The following is a 15,628-nucleotide window of genomic DNA, read 5'->3' as shown; positions in this document are numbered from 1 at the left end:
CGACCGTGTGCGTCCTCATGACCAGGCGGCCACCATGTAGCCCACCCCGTAGGGCGCGTCCTCGTAGAGCAGCCGGCCGGCCTGTCCCGCTCCCTCGGCCGCCCCCGCGAGCACCTGCCAGGGCGCGCGGCCCGCGGCCTTGAGTTCGTACGCGAGTGCCTCGTCGAGCGCGGCGAGCGCTTCCGGGTCGGCGGCGCCCAGGGCGCGTGCGGCCGCCGCGTCGAAGTCGGCGGCGCGTTCGTCCAGGTAGCCCGGGGCCTTCACGGTGCGGCAGGCGCTGCCGTCGCCCATCACCAGCAGCGCGACCCGGTCCGCCCGGCGGGCCAGCTCCCGCCCGGTCTCCATGCAGCGCGCGGTATCCAGCGGCTCGCCCACGCCGAGGCCCTCGACGGGGGCGTCCGCCCATCCGGTACGGGCCAGCAGCCAGGCGCCGACCGCGAGCGACGGCGGGAGCGGCCGGCCGGCCGGTGTGCCCCGGTCCTGTCCGAGCCGTACCTCAAGGCCGACGCCGAACTCGCGGAAGCTGCCGGTGGCGCCCTCCGGATGGATACCGCGCCCGGCCGGCTCCGCCGGGCCGATCACGACCAGCAGGTCGGGCCGGGAGGCCGCGAGCACGCCCAGGGCGTCGGTGGAGGCGGTTCTGGCGGCATCGAGCTCGGGCGCGGCACCGGCGGCCACGTCGGGGACGAGCAGGGGCGGGCAGGGGCAGACAGCGGCGGCGACAAGCATGGTCGGCAGCGTACTGCGGTCGCTCCCCCGCCGGGGCGGGCCGTCCCGACGGTCAGTCGCAGCCGCAGCCCGGGGCCGCCGTCGCGGGCAGGGGGGCCGGGGCGCCGATGCCGGGCAGGCCCAGCATGACGCCGGCCGGCTTGGCGGCGGCGGCCGCGTTGCGCTTCTCCCAGGCATCGCCCGACCGGGTCCTGCGCACGGCGACGGGGACGCCCTCGGCGAGCAGGTGGTGCGGGGCCGCGTAACTGATCTCGACGGTCACCACGTCACCGGGGCGCACGCCCTGGTCCGGCTTGGTGAAGTGGACGAGGCGGTTGTCGGCGGCGCGGCCGGACAGCCGGTGGGTGGCACCGTCCTTGCGGCCCTCGCCCTCGGCGACCATGACGTCCAGGGTGCGGCCGACCTGCTTCTTGTTCTCCGACCAGGAGATCTCCTCCTGGAGGGCGGACAGGCGCATGTACCGCTCCTGGACGACCTCCTTGGGGATCTGCCCGTCCATGTCGGCGGCGGGCGTACCGGGCCGCTTGGAGTACTGGAAGGTGAAGGCGTTCGCGAAGCGTGCCTCACGGACCGCGTGCATGGTCTGCTCGAAGTCCTCCTCGGTCTCACCGGGGAAGCCGACGATGATGTCCGTGGAGATCGCGGCGTCGGGCATCGCGGCGCGCACCTTCTCGATGATGCCGAGGAAGCGTTCCTGCCGGTAGGAGCGGCGCATCGCCTTGAGGACCTTGTCGGAACCGGACTGCATCGGCATGTGCAGCTGTGGCATCACGTTCGGCGTCTCGGCCATGGCGGCGATGACGTCGTCGGTGAAGTCGCGCGGGTGCGGCGAGGTGAAGCGGACGCGCTCCAGGCCCTCGATCCTCCCGCAGGCGCGCAGCAGCTTGGAGAAGGCCTCGCGGTCGCCGATGTCGGAGCCGTACGCGTTGACGTTCTGGCCGAGCAGGGTGATCTCGGAAACACCCTCGGCGACCAGGGCCTCGATCTCGGCGAGGATGTCGCCGGTGCGGCGGTCCTTCTCCTTCCCGCGCAGGGCCGGGACGATGCAGAAGGTGCAGGTGTTGTTGCAGCCCACGGAGATGGAGACCCACGCGGCGTACGCGGACTCGCGGCGGGTGGGCAGCGTCGAGGGGAAGGCCTCCAGGGATTCGGCGATCTCGATCTGCGCCTCCTCCTGGACCCGGGCGCGCTCCAGCAGGACGGGCAGCTTGCCGATGTTGTGCGTGCCGAAGACGACGTCCACCCAGGGCGCCCGCTCGACGATCGTGTCGCGGTCCTTCTGGGCGAGACAGCCGCCGACCGCGATCTGCATCCCGGGGCGCCTGGTCTTCATGGGGGCGAGCCGGCCGAGGTTGCCGTAGAGCTTGTTGTCGGCGTTCTCGCGTACCGCGCAGGTGTTGAAGACGACGACGTCGGCGTCCCCGTCGGAGCCCTCGGGCGCGCGGACGTATCCGGCGTCCTCCAGGAGCCCCGACAAGCGCTCGGAGTCGTGGACGTTCATCTGGCACCCGTAGGTGCGCACCTCATAGCTCTTCTGGACGTCCACTGCTTCGCTCCGGTTGCCGCTGCTCATGCGACAAGGGTAGGCGCTGCCCGGACACCCTCCGCCTCGGGCGGCGTCCGGGGCCCGTACCGGCGGGGTGATCCGGCGGCGGCCCTGGCCAGGGCCCGGAACCACCTGGCAGGATCGCCGCCATGCTCCCGGCCCTGTCCCGAATCGGCCGGCGCCGCTCCCTGCGGGCGGGCGCCGTCCTCGTCGTCGTGCTCGGGCTGCTGCTCTGGTGGCTGCTCCCCCTCCGCGATCCGGCGCCGACCGGCACGCTGTCGTTCAGCACCGGGGTGCGCAGCGGCGTCTACCAGCGCTACGGGGAGCGGCTGAAGGGGGCCCTCGCCAAGGATCTGCCCGAGGTGTCGATACAGCTCCAGACGAGCGAGGGCTCGCAGCAGAACATCGCCCGGGTCGCGACGGGCAAGGCCGACTTCACCATCGCCACCACCGACGCCGTCGCCGCCTATCTGCGTGCCCGGGGGCCCGGCTACGAGCGGCTGCGCGGCTGTGTCCGGCTGTACGACGACTACATACAGCTGGTCGTGGAGCGCGGTTCGGACATCCGCAGTGTGGCGGATCTGCGGGGCAGGACGGTCGCGGTGGGGCAGCCGGGGTCGGGGGTGAAGCTGGTCGCCGACCGGCTGATGACGGCCGCGGGTCTCGACCCGGTCGAGGATGTGACGGCTGTGCCGGCGGGCATCGACACGATGCCGAAGCTGCTGGAGGAGGGGAAGCTCGACGCGTTCTTCTGGTCCGGCGGGCTGCCCACGACGGCGGTGGCCGATCTGTCGGAACGGTTCTCGGTCCGGCTGATCCCGCTGGAGGACAAGCTGATCAAGCAGCTTCAGGCGGCGGGCGGCTCCACCGGCTACTACCGCTCGGCCGTGATGCCCGCCGACGCCTATCGCAACGCGCAGCAGGGCCAGGCCGTCCCCACGGTCGCGATCGCCAATGTGCTGGTCACCACGGACCGCACCGACGCGGCGATGACGGAGGCGTTCACCCGGACCGTGATCGACAGCCGCGACCGCATCGGGCGCGAGGTGCACGCGGCGCAGCTGGTGGACCTGCGGACGGCCATCTACACCGACCCGCTCCCGCTGCACGAAGGTGCCAAGCGCTACTACCGCTCGGTCAAGCCGTAGCGGCGGTTCGCTGCGCGGGCCCGGCTCCGGCCCCGGCCGCGCGGGCCCGGCTCCGGCTCCTCGTGCCGCCCGGTGCTCCCTCGCACCGGCGGCTCGCCCGCGCAAGCCCGGCCCCGGCTCCGGCCGTGCGGCCCCGGCGTCAGCCCTTCGGATCGTGGCGCGGCACCGAGACCGTCACGCTCAGCCCGTTCGGCTCCTTGCGCGCGTACGCGAGCGAGCCGCCGCCCGCCGTCAGGAGCGCTCCGGCGATGGAGAGCCCGAGGCCCGATCCCTGGATGTTCTGGTGCTGGGAGCTGCGCCAGAAGCGGTCGCCGACCCGTTCGAGCTCCTGCTCGGTGAGGCCGGGTCCGCTGTCCGCGACGACCACCGTGACGTCCTGGCTGCCGGAGGCGACGGTGACGCGGACCTCCTCGTCGGCGGGCGTGAACTTGAGGGCGTTGTCGATGATGGCGTCGAGGGCGCTGGACAGGGCGATGGGGTCGGCCCACGCGGTGACTGCGGGCAGCCCGTCGGCCCGGAGCCGTACCCCCTTCTCCTCGGCCACCGGCCGCCAGGAAGCGACCCGTTCGGCCGTGAGCGCGCCGATGTCCGTGAGCCGGAGGTCGGTATCGGCGTGCTCGGCGAGCGCCAGGTCGAGCAGGTCGTCGAGGACCTGGCCTAGGCGCCGGCCCTCGGTGCGCACGGAGGCGATCTCCTCGTTGCCCTCGGGGAGTTCGAGGGCGAGGAGCTCGATGCGCAGCAGCAGCGCGGCCAGCGGGTTGCGCAACTGGTGGGAGGCGTCGGCGACGAAGGCGCGCTGCTGCTCCAGCACGTCCTCGACGTTGTCGGCCATCTCGTTGAACGACCGGGCCAGCCGCCTGAGTTCCGGGGGCCCGCCGGATGCCGCGACCCGGGACCGCATCCGGCCGCTGGCGATGTCGTGGGCGGCCGCGTCCAGCGTCTTGACCGGCAGCAGGACCCAGCCGGTGAGGCGGATCGCGGCGCCGACGGCCACCAGCATCGCGACCACCTCGCCCGCCGCGATCAGCAGCCAGCCGCGCATCGTGTCGGCGCGCATCTGGCCGGTGGGCGAGTCGATGACGACGACCGCGATCACGTCGCCGTCCCGTACGACGGGCGAGGCGACGACGACGCGGCCGTCCTGCCAGGGCCAGACCTGCGGCGGGTCGTGGCTGCGGCGGCCGAGCAGTGCCTCGCTGAACGCGGCGCGGCCCTCGCCCTCGACGGGGAGCCGCCAGGTGTCCGGGGCCTTCGCCATGGCGGAGTCGTCGCGGTAGAAGACGCCGGCCCGGATGCCGTACACCGAGTTGTACGTCTCCAGCTCGGTCTGGAGCGTGCGGCGGCGTTCGTCGTAGCCGAGGGTGCGCTCGGTGATGAACTGGGCGAGCGCGGCGAAGCGTGCCGTGTCGTCGATGCGGTCGATCACGACGCGCTGCTGCTCGGCCGCGGCCACGCTGACGGCCAGCGGGAAGCCGAGCGCGAGCAGGACACTCGCCATCAGGACGATGAGCAGCGGGAGCAGCCGGGTACGCACCGGGGACGTACGCCTCTACGCGGACGGTGAGACGAGGCGGTAGCCGACCCCGCGCACGGTCTCGATCAGTGCGGGCAGCCGCAGTTTGGAACGCAGGGACGCGACGTGGACCTCAAGCGTGCGCCCTGTTCCCTCCCAGCTGGTCCGCCACACCTCGCTGATGATCTGCTCCCGGCGGAAGACCACACCGGGCCGCTGGGCGAGCAGGGCGAGCAGATCGAACTCCTTGCGGGTGAGCTGGACCTCGCTGCCGTCGACGCTCACCCGGCGGGTCGGCAGCTCGATGTGCACGTGTCCCAGGCGCAGTCCGGCGGCGGGCGTGGGCGCGGTGTCCTCGTTGCTCGCCTTGCGCCGGCTGACGGCGTGAATACGGGCCAGCAGCTCGCCGGTGTCGTACGGCTTGGTCACGTAGTCGTCGGCGCCGAGGTTGAGTCCGTGGATCCGGGAGCGTACGTCGGCGCGGGCGGTCACCATGATCACCGGTACGGAGCTGCGCTTGCGGATCTTGCCGCACACCTCGTAGCCGTCCTGGTCGGGCAGCCCGAGGTCGAGGAGGACGACACCGAAGGGCTCCGTGTCGGCGGGCAGGAGCGCTTGCAGGGCCTCGTCGCCGCTGCGGGCGTGGACCACCTGGAAGCCGTGCCGGGCGAGGATCGCGGACAGGGCGGCGGCGACGTGGTTGTCGTCCTCGACGAGCAGCAGTCTCATGGCCCCCCTCTGGCGTGTGGTTCGCGTGTGTTCGTCCGGTCGTGTACGCCCCGGTCACTTCCCCGTTCCGGGGCGTTTCACGTAGGGGTGTACCAGGGAATCCACGCCGATCACGGGTGGACAGTCAAGTACTTGTCCGTTGTATCCGGGTTTCCGTTATGCACCCGGTACGGCCGGTGCGAGAGGCGTGACGTCCCCTTCACACGGAGTGTCCGGTTGCCGCCGGATCGTTATGCTCAATTTCCGCTCAGATGTAATGACGTTGGTAGCACTGCGTCACTAAGGTCCTTCCCAACCGAGGAGGACGGAGCAAGAAGCCGATGAGCGGAGTTTCAGTGACCAAGGGCGCCGAGGACGCTGCACCCGCGCCCGGTGGCGATCTGGTTGTGCTGAGCAACGTCAACAAGCACTTCGGCGCGCTGCATGTGCTCCAGGACATCGACCTGACGATCGCCCGCGGCGAGGTCGTGGTCGTCATCGGGCCGTCCGGGTCCGGTAAGTCCACGCTGTGCCGCACGATCAACCGCTTGGAGACGATCGACTCGGGCGCGATCTCGATCGACGGGAAGCCCCTGCCCGAGGAGGGCAAGGAGCTGGCGCGGCTGCGCGCCGATGTCGGCATGGTCTTCCAGTCGTTCAATCTCTTCGCCCACAAGACGGTCCTCGAAAACGTGACGCTCGGCCAGCTGAAGGTCCGCAAGGCGGACAAGAAGGCGGCCGAGGACAAGGCGCGTTCGCTGCTCGACCGGGTGGGCGTCGGGACCCAGGCCGACAAGTACCCCTCGCAGCTCTCCGGTGGCCAGCAGCAGCGCGTGGCGATCGCCAGGGCGCTGGCGATGGACCCGAAGGTCATGCTCTTCGACGAGCCGACCTCGGCGCTCGACCCGGAGATGATCAACGAGGTGCTGGAGGTCATGCAGCAGCTCGCCCGCGAGGGCATGACGATGGTCGTCGTCACCCACGAGATGGGCTTCGCCCGCTCAGCGGCGAACCGGGTCGTCTTCATGGCGGACGGAAAGATCGTCGAAGAGGCCACGCCCGACCAGTTCTTCAGCAACCCGCGCAGTGACCGGGCCAAGGACTTCCTGTCGAAGATCCTTCACCACTGATGGAGCCTTCAGCACCGGCTTCCGTATCTGCTGATCACTCACATCGCGTCAACTCTAGGGAATTTCACCATGCAGCTTCGTAAGGTCACTGCCGCCTCGGCCGCCGTGCTCGCCCTCGCCCTCACCGCCACCGCCTGTGGTTCCGACGACAAGGACGACGCGTCCGGGTCGGGCGGCAAGAAGATCACGATCGGCATCAAGATTGACCAGCCGGGTCTGGGCCTGAAGACCCCGGACGGCAAGTACACCGGCTTCGACGTCGATGTCGCCACGTACGTCGCCAAGGAACTCGGCTACGACGCCAAGCACATCGAGTTCAAGGAGACCAAGAGCGCCGACCGCGAGACGGCCATCTCGCGCGGTGACGTGAAGTTCATCGTCGCCTCCTACTCGATCAACGACGAGCGCCTGCAGAAGGTCGACTTCGCCGGTCCGTACCTCCTGGCCCACCAGGACATCCTGGTCCGCGCGGACGACAACTCGATCACGAAGCCCGAGGACCTGAACAACAAGAAGCTCTGCTCGGTCACCGGCTCGACCTCGGCGCAGAACATCCACGACAAGCTGGCCCCGAAGGCGCAGCTCCAGGAGTACGGCGGCTACTCCGAGTGTCTGACCGGCCTGGAGAACAAGGTCGTCGACGCCCTGACCACGGACGACAGCATCCTGGCCGGTTACGCCGCGCAGGACGCCAACAAGGGCAAGTTCAAGCTGGCCGGCTTCAAGATGACCAACGAGAACTACGGCATCGGCCTGAAGAAGGGCGACGCCGACTTCAAGAAGAAGGTCAACGACGCGCTGACCAAGATGGTCGAGGACGGCTCGTGGGACAAGGCCGTGGAGGCCAACTTCGGCCCCGCGAACTACAAGAACGACCCCGCCCCGAAGATCGGCAACGTCGTCAAGTGAAGCAGGGCTGACCGGGCGCGCCGCCGCTGACCGGCGGCGCGCCACGCCCTCCTACACGCGGAAGCACGGGAGATCGTGTTCGACTTTCTTGATGGTTACGACCTGCTGGGGGCCTTCTGGGTGACGGTGAAGCTCACCGTCTACTCCGCCCTCGGCTCCCTCATATGGGGAACGCTGCTGGCCGGCATGAAGGTCAGCCCGGTCCCCCTGATGCGCGGTTTCGCGACCGGCTATGTGAACGTGATCCGGAACATTCCGCTGACCGTGATCATTATGTTCGCCTCGCTGGGCCTGTACTCGACGCTCAACATCGCTCTCGGCGGCACCGATATCAAGGGCATCAACTTCCGGCTCGCGGTGCTCTCCTTCATCGTCTACACCGCCGCGTTCGTGTGCGAGGCGCTGCGCTCCGGCATCAACACGGTGCCGGTCGGCCAGGCCGAGGCGGCACGGGCACTCGGCCTCAGCTTCACTCAGGTCCTGCGGCTGATCATCCTCCCGCAGGCGTTCCGGTCGGTGGTCAACCCACTGTCCAACGTGCTCATCGCGCTGACGAAGAACACCACCGTCGCCTCCGCGATCGGAGTGGCGGAAGCCTCGTACCTGATGAAGGGCATGATCGAGAACGAGGCGCAGTTGCTGCTGATCTCGGGCATCTTCGCCCTCGGTTTCGTCATCCTGACCCTTCCGACCGGTCTCATCCTCGGCTGGGTGGCCAAGAAGGTGGCGGTGAAGCGATGAGTTCCGTCCTCTACGACGCCCAGGGGCCCCGCGCCAAGCGGCGCAACATCCTCTACACGGTCCTCTTCGTGCTGGCCGCCGCGGCGGTGCTGTGGTGGGTCTACGACGGCCTCGCCGAGAAGCACCAGCTCGACTGGATCAAGTGGAAGCCGTTCTTCACCAGCCCCCAGCCCTGGGAGACCTTCATCTGGCCGGGCTTCCAGAACACGATCAAGGCGGCGTTCTTCGCTCTGATCATCGCGCTGCCGCTGGGCGCGCTGTTCGGGATCGGGCGGCTCTCGGACCACCGATGGGTCCGGGTTCCGGGCGGGGTGGTCGTGGAGTTCTTCCGCGCCATTCCCGTGCTGCTCCTGATGGTCATCGCCAACCAGGCGTACTCCGAGTACACCGAGCTCGAACCGGACACCCGTCTGCTGTACGCCGTGGTGACCGGCCTGGTGCTCTACAACGCCTCGGTGCTCGCCGAGATCGTGCGGGCCGGCATCCAGACGCTTCCGCGCGGACAGACGGACGCGGCCAAGGCGATCGGCATGCGCAAGGGCCAGACGATGGTCTTCGTGCTGCTGCCGCAGGCCGTCACCGCCATGCTGCCCGCGATCGTCAGCCAGCTCGTGGTGATCGTGAAGGACACCGCCCTCGGTGGCGCGGTGCTCAGCTTCCCCGAGCTGCTGGCGGCCGTGCGGCCGATGTCCGCGAACTACGGCTCCAACACCATCGCGTGTTTCACCATCGTCGCGGTGATCTACCTCGCCCTGAACTACACCCTCACCTCGTTCGCGAGCTGGCTGGAGCGGCGGCTCCGGCGCGGGAAGAAGAGCACGGGCGCGGTACTCGGCACCGGCCCGGGGGGCGATCTGGAGACGATCGACGCGCCGGCGCTCAACACGGATGACGGGCGCGCCGTCTGACAGCCCGTCTCAGGACGCCCGCGAGGGGCGGTGGCGCACCTGCCACCGCCCCTCGCCGCGTTCCGGCGTCGCTTGACGCAAGCACCGGCAGTAGGTTGCATACGTTCTGTGATCGCGCACCGAGCCCCCTACGCCGCCGCATCCCCTTCGACGCCCGCGCCCCTTCCGTCCCGTTCCACCCTGATGGGGGACGCGCCGTGGACCCGGTGATCATCGTGGGTGCCGGGCCGGTCGGCCTGGCGCTCTCGCTCGCCCTCGCCGCGCAGGGGGTGCCGTGCGTGCTCGTGGACGAGGACCCGGGCAAGGACGAGACCCGCCCCGCCCGCACGGTCGTGCTGCGCGAGGACACCGCGGCCTTCCTGGAGCGGCTCGGCTGCAAGACGCTGCACGACGAGGGGCTGCGCTGGTCCGGCTGGCGGTCCGTGCGGCGCAAGCAGCTGGTACGCGAGCTGCCGCTCGGTGAGGCCGTGCCCGGCGGCGACGGGCCGGCCGCGCCCGTCCATGTGCCGCAGCACGCGCTGGTGCGGGGGCTGCGGGACGCGGTGGCCGCGCAGGAGCTGGTGCGGACGGCCAGGCTCGGCCGGATCGACACGCTGGAGCAGGACCGGTCCGGGGTCACCGTGCACACCAGGGAGCCGGCTTCGACCTGGTGGCGCGGGAGTTACCTGGTGGGCTGCGACGGGGCCCGGTCCACCGTGCGCAAACTCCTCGACATCCGGTTTCCCGGACGTACGGCTGTGGAACGGCACGCCGTGGCCGCGCTGCGCACCGAGCTGCCCTGGCCCGGCGAGGCCGTACTGCACCGGTCGCCGCCGTGGCGCACCGGGGGCGCCGAGGTCACCGCGCGGCCGCTGCCGGACGATGTCTGGCGGCTGGACTGGCTGCTGCCCGCGCGCGGCGAACTGGTCACGCCGGACGCCCTCGTCACGCGCGTACGGGACACCCTGGCGGGCTGGTGCGGCGAGACTCCCCCGTACGAGCTGCTGGACACCGGGGTCTACACGCTCCACCACCGGCTGGCCCGGCGGTGGCGGGTGAAGCGGGCCTTCCTGGCCGGGGACGCCGCCCATCTGCTGGGTGCCCTGGGCACGCAGGGGCTGGACGAGGGGCTGCGGGACGCGGAGAACCTGGCCTGGAAACTGGCCCTGGCCTGGCACCACGGCGCGTCCGACGTGCTCCTCGACAGCTACCAGGCCGAGCGCCGGGCCGCCGTCGCCTCGCGGCTGCGCGCCGCCGACCAGTCGCTGCCGATACTGCGGGGCAGCGGAGGGCTGCGGACCCTGGTCCCGGGGAGCGCACGGGGGCACGACGCGCTGCTCGCGGACGGACATCTGGGCTGTGGCCCCCTCGGTGCGCCCCCCTCCTACTCCCTGTCCCCCCTTGCGCCCCCGCGCGCCGAGGCGCACGCGTCCGTGGGTACGCCCCCCGGTGCGCCGGTGGCCGATGTACGGGTCACCGCGCCCGACGGCACCGCGGTGCGGCTGCGGGAGCGGCTCGGGCAGGGGCATCTGCTGGTGGTGCTCGTGGCGCCGGGAACCGGAGTATGGGACCGGCGGCACTGGATGCGCGCTGGAGTGATGCCCCGGCTGGTCGAGGCCGTGGCGGCCCTGCCGGTCAAGGCCGAACTGCTGGTGACCGAGAGCTATCCGGGGGCGTCCGCGCACACGGTTCTGCTGGTCAGGCCGGACGGCCATCTCGTCGAGTCGTTCGGCGGCGTACGGCCCGCGGAGCTCTTCGCGGCGGCGGACGCGGCACGCGGAGGGGCGGCACGGACGTCGGTCCGCTCCGACCGCACCGCAGACATCAATTGACGCCCACAGGCGCACATGGTCTACTCCCGGGCATGACCGACACCGATGTGCGCCTGTGGCGGAGGGTCCATATGGACCTGCTCCGCTATGCGGGCTGCGTGTGTCGCCCGTCCTGCTGAATCCCGCTTCTCCTGCCTTCGCCGCGTGTGCTGTGCCGTGCGGCGGGGTAACCGCGCGAACCCCAGGACGGCTCCCCGTGTCTGCTTCTCCCTCTCCCCTCTCCGTGCCCGTACCCGCGTCCGCTCCGGCTCCAGCTCCGGCTCCGACCGTGGCGGAACTGCTCGACTTCGTCCGCCGCACCGCCGAGGACACCGCCCTCGTCGCCTCCCTTCCCCTCGACCCCGAGGGCCGAACGTGGGTCAGGCTCGACGGCCCCGGCGGCAGCGAGGCGTGGCTCATCGGCTGGCCGCCCGGCACCGGCACCGGCTGGCACGACCACGCCGACTCGATCGGCGCCTTCCTCACCGCAGCCGGCACGCTCAGGGAGCACTCCCTCGCCGCCCGGCTGCCCACCGACGGCTGGAAGACCCTGGAGCTGGCCGGGGACATCGACCGCACCCGGGAGCTGTCGTCGGGCCAGGGCAGGGCCTTCGGCCGGCACCACGTCCACGAGGTCCTGAACGAGTCCGCCACGGAGCATGCCGTCTCCGTCCACGCGTACTACCCGCCGCTGCCCCGGATCCGGCGCTACAGCCGCTCCGGCGCCGTACTCCGCCTGGAGCAGACCGAGCGCCCGGAGGACTGGCAGTGAGCCACGGACCGCACGAGGGCGGCAGCGAGCCGGTCGGGATCGACGAGCTGCTGGAACGGGTCAGGGCCGGCTATGTACGGGTCGGTCCGCGGGAGGCGTGGACCGCGGCCTCCGAAGGCGCTCTGCTCGTGGACATCCGCTACGCGCAACTGCGTGAACGGGACGGGCTGATCCCGGGGGCACTGGTCGTCGAACGCAACGAGCTGGAATGGCGGCTGGACCCGCGGGGAAGCCATCGCGCCCCGGAGGCCGTGAGCCACGGTCTCCGGGTGGTGGTGATCTGCAACGAGGGGTACGCGTCGAGCCTCGCCGTCGAGTCCCTGCACCGGCTGGGGCTGTACCGGGCGACGGACCTGGTGGGCGGCTTCCAGGCCTGGCGGGCGGCGGGGCTGCCGGTCGAGGTGTGACGGGTGGGGGCGGCGGATCGCCGCCCGGTGGGGCGGCGGGCCGCCACCCCACCTTCCCGTCACTGGCTGGTGGCGACCTCCACCGGGCGGGCCCGCAGGGCCAGCCGGCCGGGCAGCGCGGTGGCGGCCAGGGCGAGCAGGGCGGCGGCGCCCACCACGGACCCGTACACCAGCGGGAGCAGGCCGGGCGCCGCGCTGCCGGTCATCCCGATGCTGAAGGCGGTCAGGACGGCGAGCGCGATGCCGGTGCCGAGCGCGGTGGCAAGGATCAGGACCGACAGGGTCTCGGTACGGAGCATCCGCAGCACCTGACGGCGCGTGGCGCCGGCCAGCCGCAGCAGCGCGAACTCCCTGAACCGCTCGGACACCGACATGGCGAGCGTGTTGACGACGGCGATGGCGGTGAAGGCGAGGACCAGGCCCATGGCCAGAAGGTTGACCTCGGCGTTCTGCTGCTCGCGGTCCGCCTGGAGCCGGTCGGCGACGGCCGGGGCGACCACCGTGACGCCGGGGTATTCGCTCACCGCGGCGGACAGGGAGTGGCCGGACGCCGCTCCGGCCACCAGGACCGTCGCGGCCAGGGGGTTGTCCATGTGCCGGGCGACCAGGTCGTGCGGCAGGGTCAGGTCGCCGAAGCCGAGCCCGCTGCGGTAGACGGCGGCGACCGTGAGGGTGGCGGGGGTGCCGTCGCCGAGGTGCAGCACGAGTTCACCGCCGGGGCGCAGCCCGAGGCGGTCGGCGGCGAGTTCGCTGATCGCGGCGGACCGCTCGTTCGCGGCGAACGCGGCGAGAGAACCGCTCGTCACGCCCGGGTCCCAGGTGCGGGTGAGGCCCGCCCCGGTGACGCCCTGCGCGGTGTACTTCTCCAGCCCGACCCGCACGGTGGTGCGGACCACCTCCGTGGCGGCGGTGACACCGGGCGTCGCGCGGACGGCCTCGGTGGCGGCTGCCGGAACTCCTGGCCCTTGCGCGCCGAGCACCCAGGTAGCGCGTACGCCCTCCCTGGCCTGGGTGCGGGCGGCTTCGCTGATGGTCGGCTGGAGGAAGAGAACCGTGCAGGTCATACCGATGAGCAGGGTGAGTGGGGTGACGACGGAGGCCATCCGGGTCGAGTTCCCGCGGATGTTGGCGGTGGCCAGGGCGCTCATGGGGCCTGTCCGCCGAAGCACGCCGGCCGCCAGGAAGGCGGCGGCTCGGACGAGGAGCGGGCCGAGCAGCGCGCCGGCCGTGGCCGACACCACCACGGCCAGGAAGGTGACCGGGGTGGAGGCGGCCTCGGTGCGCAGCACGCTCAGCACACCGACCAGCACACCGCCGCCCGCGAGCAGGAACAGCCCGGCGAGCACGCGCCCCCTGGCCGGGCGGCCGCGCTCGACCGCGGACTCGGCCATGGCCTCGGCCGGGCGCAGACCCGCGATGCGCCGGCCCGAGATCCGGGCGGCGGCCCAGGCACCCAGGAGCGTGACGGCGACGGCGGCGCAGGCGGGCAGGATGCCGGCCGTCGGTTCCAGGGTCTGCGGGACCACTCCCATGGCGGTGAACCGGTTGTGCAGCCATCCGGCGAGCGGCAGTCCGGCGAGGGCGCCGAGGACACCGGCGATGGCCCCGACGACCAGGGCCTCCCGGCCCAGCAGCCGGCGGACCTGCCGCGAGGTGGCGGCGATGGTACGGAGCAGGGCCAGCTCTCGGTGGCGCTGCTGGACGGAGAGCGCGAACGTCCCGACGACGACGAGCACCGCGACCAGCAGTGAGGTGCCGCCCATGGCCCCGCCCATCGAGACCAGCTTGACCCGGGCGCCCGCGGCGTCGAGGAATTCGACCGGCCCGCGCCCGTCACCGGTCGTCACCTGTGCGGTGGTGCCCTTGAGGGCGGCGGTGACCTGCTGCTTCAACCGGCCGATGTCCGTGCCGGGCGTGGGCAGCACACCGAGCACGGTGACCTGGCCCGCGCGGTCGGCGAGGCGTGTGGCCTCGGCGTTGGAGAAGAACAGCGCGGTCTGCTGCCGCAGTCCGCCCCGCCCCTGGGGCGCGGCGATGCCGCTGACGCGGTACGTGTGAGGGGCCCGGGTCGACTGCACGGTGATCGGGTCCCCGGTCGTGAGGCCCGCCCGCTCGGCGAGGGCCCGGTCGATCACCACGTCGTCGGCGGAGGCGGGGGCCTTGCCCGCGGTCAGAGCGAAGGGCGTGAGCGGAGCGGACGTCCAGGCGTGCCCGTAGGAGGGGGCCCCGCCGTCTCCCCCTTCACCGGGCAGGCCGAGCGGCTGGGCCAGGAAGGTCAGTTCGGGGACGACGGTACGCACACCCGGCAGCGTGCGAATCCGGTCGGCGGTGGCGGCCGGGAGCCAGGCCCGCTCGGCGACCGGCTTCGCCTTGTGCTTGACCTTCGTCCTGCCGTTGCCCTTGTGCTTGACGGTCGTGCGGTGGACGTTCTGGTCGGCGGAGACGAGGAGCGGGGTGGCCGCGTACCGCTCGGTGGCGATCCGCCCGCGCAGGCCGGTCTCCAGGAGGGTGCCGCAGGCGGTCACCAGGGCGGCGGCGCACATGAGGGCGAGGAAGGCTCCGAGGAATCCGGCCTTGCGGTGCCTGATCGTCCGCAGGGCATAGCGCAGCATCATGAGGCGTCCGTCTCCGGTCGGTCGGTGCGGGCGGTGAGGGCGTCGGCGCCGGGGGTGCCGGGGCCCGGGTCCGGGAAGGCGAGCAGGCGGGTGTGGACCGTGCGCGCGTCCGGCGGGGTGTCGGCTTCGGTGCGCTTGTAGCGGTTCATGAGGGCGATGTACTCCTCGAAGAACGAGCGGAGTTCGGGCGGGGTGAGGCGCAGGGCGCCGCGCGAGTACGCGAAGGCATCGGCCCACTCGTCCGCACCCGCCCCGGTCGCCTCCGCGTCGGCCGCCTGCCCGTCCGCCGCCCGCTCCGCCGCCTTCGCGCTCTCGCGCTGGAGCCGCTCGAAGAGGGCGAGGTCGGCGGCGTACGCGTGGCGGTTCAGCTCGTCCATGACGAGCCGCAGCTCGGGCGTCCTGCGTGACGGCGGCGGGAAGCGGCGGTCGCCCGGGACAGCCCGCCACCACCTGGCCCGGCGCCCGGCGGGTTCCTGCGGTTCGGTGTCGGCCACGAAGCCGTAGCGGGCCAGTTCGCGCAGGTGGTAGCTGGTCGCGCCGGTGTTCAGGCCGAGCGCACGGGCGAGGATCGCGGACGTCGCGGGGCCGTGCAGGGTGAGGTGCTGAAGGATCTGCTGACGTCGTGGCTGGGCGAGCGCCTTGAGGGCGGCCAGCTCCGTGATCTCGGTACCGCCGGGCTTCTCTGGCATGCGTCACACACTGCTCTGTGCAC

At 71.7% G+C, this 15,628-nt stretch carries 15 protein-coding genes; 9 read left to right on the top strand and 6 right to left on the bottom strand.

Annotated elements, in window-relative coordinates:
• Nucleotides 1-15: 15 nt before the first annotated feature.
• Complete coding sequence (locus P8A18_RS25965; protein ID WP_306058153.1) at nt 16-729, bottom strand: class III extradiol dioxygenase subunit B-like domain-containing protein; 714 nt, start codon at nt 727-729, stop codon at nt 16-18.
• Between the two features lie 52 nt (nt 730-781).
• Nucleotides 782-2,302, bottom strand: a complete 1,521-nt coding sequence (gene miaB, locus P8A18_RS25960; protein WP_306058151.1) for a tRNA (N6-isopentenyl adenosine(37)-C2)-methylthiotransferase MiaB — start codon at nt 2,300-2,302, stop codon at nt 782-784.
• 122 nt (nt 2,303-2,424) lie between these two features.
• Here miaB and P8A18_RS25955 point away from each other — a divergent pair, with 122 nt between their 5' ends.
• Nucleotides 2,425-3,423, top strand: coding sequence for a TAXI family TRAP transporter solute-binding subunit (locus P8A18_RS25955; protein WP_306058149.1), 999 nt, complete (start codon nt 2,425-2,427; stop codon nt 3,421-3,423).
• Nucleotides 3,424-3,562: 139 nt separating this feature from the next.
• On the opposite strand, the gene P8A18_RS25950 is transcribed toward P8A18_RS25955, so the two are convergent.
• Nucleotides 3,563-4,957 carry a sensor histidine kinase gene (locus P8A18_RS25950; RefSeq protein ID WP_306058147.1) on the bottom strand — a complete coding sequence of 465 codons (1,395 nt, stop codon included), beginning with the start codon at nt 4,955-4,957 and terminating at the stop codon, nt 3,563-3,565.
• 15 nt (nt 4,958-4,972) lie between these two features.
• Nucleotides 4,973-5,665, bottom strand: coding sequence for a response regulator transcription factor (locus tag P8A18_RS25945; protein ID WP_306058145.1), 693 nt, complete (start codon nt 5,663-5,665; stop codon nt 4,973-4,975).
• Nucleotides 5,666-5,985: 320 nt separating this feature from the next.
• Here P8A18_RS25945 and P8A18_RS25940 point away from each other — a divergent pair, with 320 nt between their 5' ends.
• From P8A18_RS25940 to P8A18_RS25910, 8 genes are all read left to right on the top strand, one after another.
• Entirely contained in the window at nt 5,986-6,774 is a 789-nt protein-coding gene (locus P8A18_RS25940) for an amino acid ABC transporter ATP-binding protein (RefSeq protein ID WP_026249590.1), read from the top strand.
• A gap of 69 nt (nt 6,775-6,843) precedes the next feature.
• Nucleotides 6,844-7,683, top strand: a complete 840-nt coding sequence (locus P8A18_RS25935; protein WP_306058142.1) for a glutamate ABC transporter substrate-binding protein — start codon at nt 6,844-6,846, stop codon at nt 7,681-7,683.
• Nucleotides 7,684-7,758: 75 nt separating this feature from the next.
• Nucleotides 7,759-8,424 (top strand): amino acid ABC transporter permease, encoded by a 666-nt coding sequence (locus tag P8A18_RS25930; protein ID WP_306058140.1) that lies wholly within the window; start codon nt 7,759-7,761, stop codon nt 8,422-8,424.
• Nucleotides 8,421-9,332 carry an amino acid ABC transporter permease gene (locus P8A18_RS25925; protein ID WP_306058138.1) on the top strand — a complete coding sequence of 304 codons (912 nt, stop codon included), beginning with the start codon at nt 8,421-8,423 and terminating at the stop codon, nt 9,330-9,332. Before P8A18_RS25930 ends, P8A18_RS25925 begins: the two co-directional genes overlap by 4 nt.
• Before the next feature lie 197 nt (nt 9,333-9,529).
• Nucleotides 9,530-11,143: an FAD-dependent monooxygenase gene (locus P8A18_RS25920; protein WP_306058136.1), complete on the top strand. Its 1,614-nt coding sequence runs from the start codon at nt 9,530-9,532 to the stop codon at nt 11,141-11,143.
• A gap of 32 nt (nt 11,144-11,175) precedes the next feature.
• The gene (locus P8A18_RS34345; protein WP_311307652.1) at nt 11,176-11,262 is read left to right on the top strand and encodes a putative leader peptide; all 87 of its coding nucleotides are present in this window, start codon (nt 11,176-11,178) and stop codon (nt 11,260-11,262) included.
• Between the two features lie 104 nt (nt 11,263-11,366).
• A complete protein-coding gene (locus P8A18_RS25915) occupies nt 11,367-11,894 on the top strand; it encodes a cupin domain-containing protein (RefSeq protein ID WP_371933792.1) in 528 nt (175 codons plus the stop codon).
• Complete coding sequence (locus P8A18_RS25910) at nt 11,891-12,301, top strand: rhodanese-like domain-containing protein (protein ID WP_306058133.1); 411 nt, start codon at nt 11,891-11,893, stop codon at nt 12,299-12,301. Before P8A18_RS25915 ends, P8A18_RS25910 begins: the two co-directional genes overlap by 4 nt.
• 59 nt (nt 12,302-12,360) lie before the next feature.
• On the opposite strand, the gene P8A18_RS25905 is transcribed toward P8A18_RS25910, so the two are convergent.
• Together P8A18_RS25905 and P8A18_RS25900 are read right to left on the bottom strand one after the other, a co-directional pair.
• The gene (locus P8A18_RS25905; RefSeq protein WP_306058131.1) at nt 12,361-14,916 is read right to left on the bottom strand and encodes an FtsX-like permease family protein; all 2,556 of its coding nucleotides are present in this window, start codon (nt 14,914-14,916) and stop codon (nt 12,361-12,363) included.
• Nucleotides 14,913-15,605, bottom strand: coding sequence for an ArsR/SmtB family transcription factor (locus tag P8A18_RS25900; RefSeq protein WP_306058130.1), 693 nt, complete (start codon nt 15,603-15,605; stop codon nt 14,913-14,915). Before P8A18_RS25900 ends, P8A18_RS25905 begins: the two co-directional genes overlap by 4 nt.
• Nucleotides 15,606-15,628 lie beyond the last annotated feature (23 nt).

The sequence above is a fragment of the Streptomyces sp. Mut1 genome (assembly GCF_030719295.1).
Lineage (GTDB): Bacteria > Actinomycetota > Actinomycetes > Streptomycetales > Streptomycetaceae > Streptomyces > Streptomyces castrisilvae.
Note: the sequence above shows the minus strand (reverse complement) of the source record. Positions and strands in the feature narration are given on the sequence as shown.

Excerpts from the sequence above, each read along its gene's own strand:
- P8A18_RS25965 (WP_306058153.1), bottom strand. The coding sequence starts at position 729 with ATGCTTGTCGCCGCCGCTGTCTGCCCCTGCCCGCCCCTGCTCGTCCCC.
- miaB (WP_306058151.1), bottom strand. The coding sequence starts at position 2,302 with ATGAGCAGCGGCAACCGGAGCGAAGCAGTGGACGTCCAGAAGAGCTAT.
- P8A18_RS25955 (WP_306058149.1), top strand. The coding sequence starts at position 2,425 with ATGCTCCCGGCCCTGTCCCGAATCGGCCGGCGCCGCTCCCTGCGGGCG.
- P8A18_RS25945 (WP_306058145.1), bottom strand. The coding sequence starts at position 5,665 with ATGAGACTGCTGCTCGTCGAGGACGACAACCACGTCGCCGCCGCCCTG.
- P8A18_RS25940 (WP_026249590.1), top strand. The coding sequence starts at position 5,986 with ATGAGCGGAGTTTCAGTGACCAAGGGCGCCGAGGACGCTGCACCCGCG.
- P8A18_RS25935 (WP_306058142.1), top strand. The coding sequence starts at position 6,844 with ATGCAGCTTCGTAAGGTCACTGCCGCCTCGGCCGCCGTGCTCGCCCTC.
- P8A18_RS25925 (WP_306058138.1), top strand. The coding sequence starts at position 8,421 with ATGAGTTCCGTCCTCTACGACGCCCAGGGGCCCCGCGCCAAGCGGCGC.
- P8A18_RS34345 (WP_311307652.1), top strand. The coding sequence starts at position 11,176 with ATGACCGACACCGATGTGCGCCTGTGGCGGAGGGTCCATATGGACCTG.
- P8A18_RS25905 (WP_306058131.1), bottom strand. The coding sequence starts at position 14,916 with ATGATGCTGCGCTATGCCCTGCGGACGATCAGGCACCGCAAGGCCGGA.
- P8A18_RS25900 (WP_306058130.1), bottom strand. The coding sequence starts at position 15,605 with ATGCCAGAGAAGCCCGGCGGTACCGAGATCACGGAGCTGGCCGCCCTC.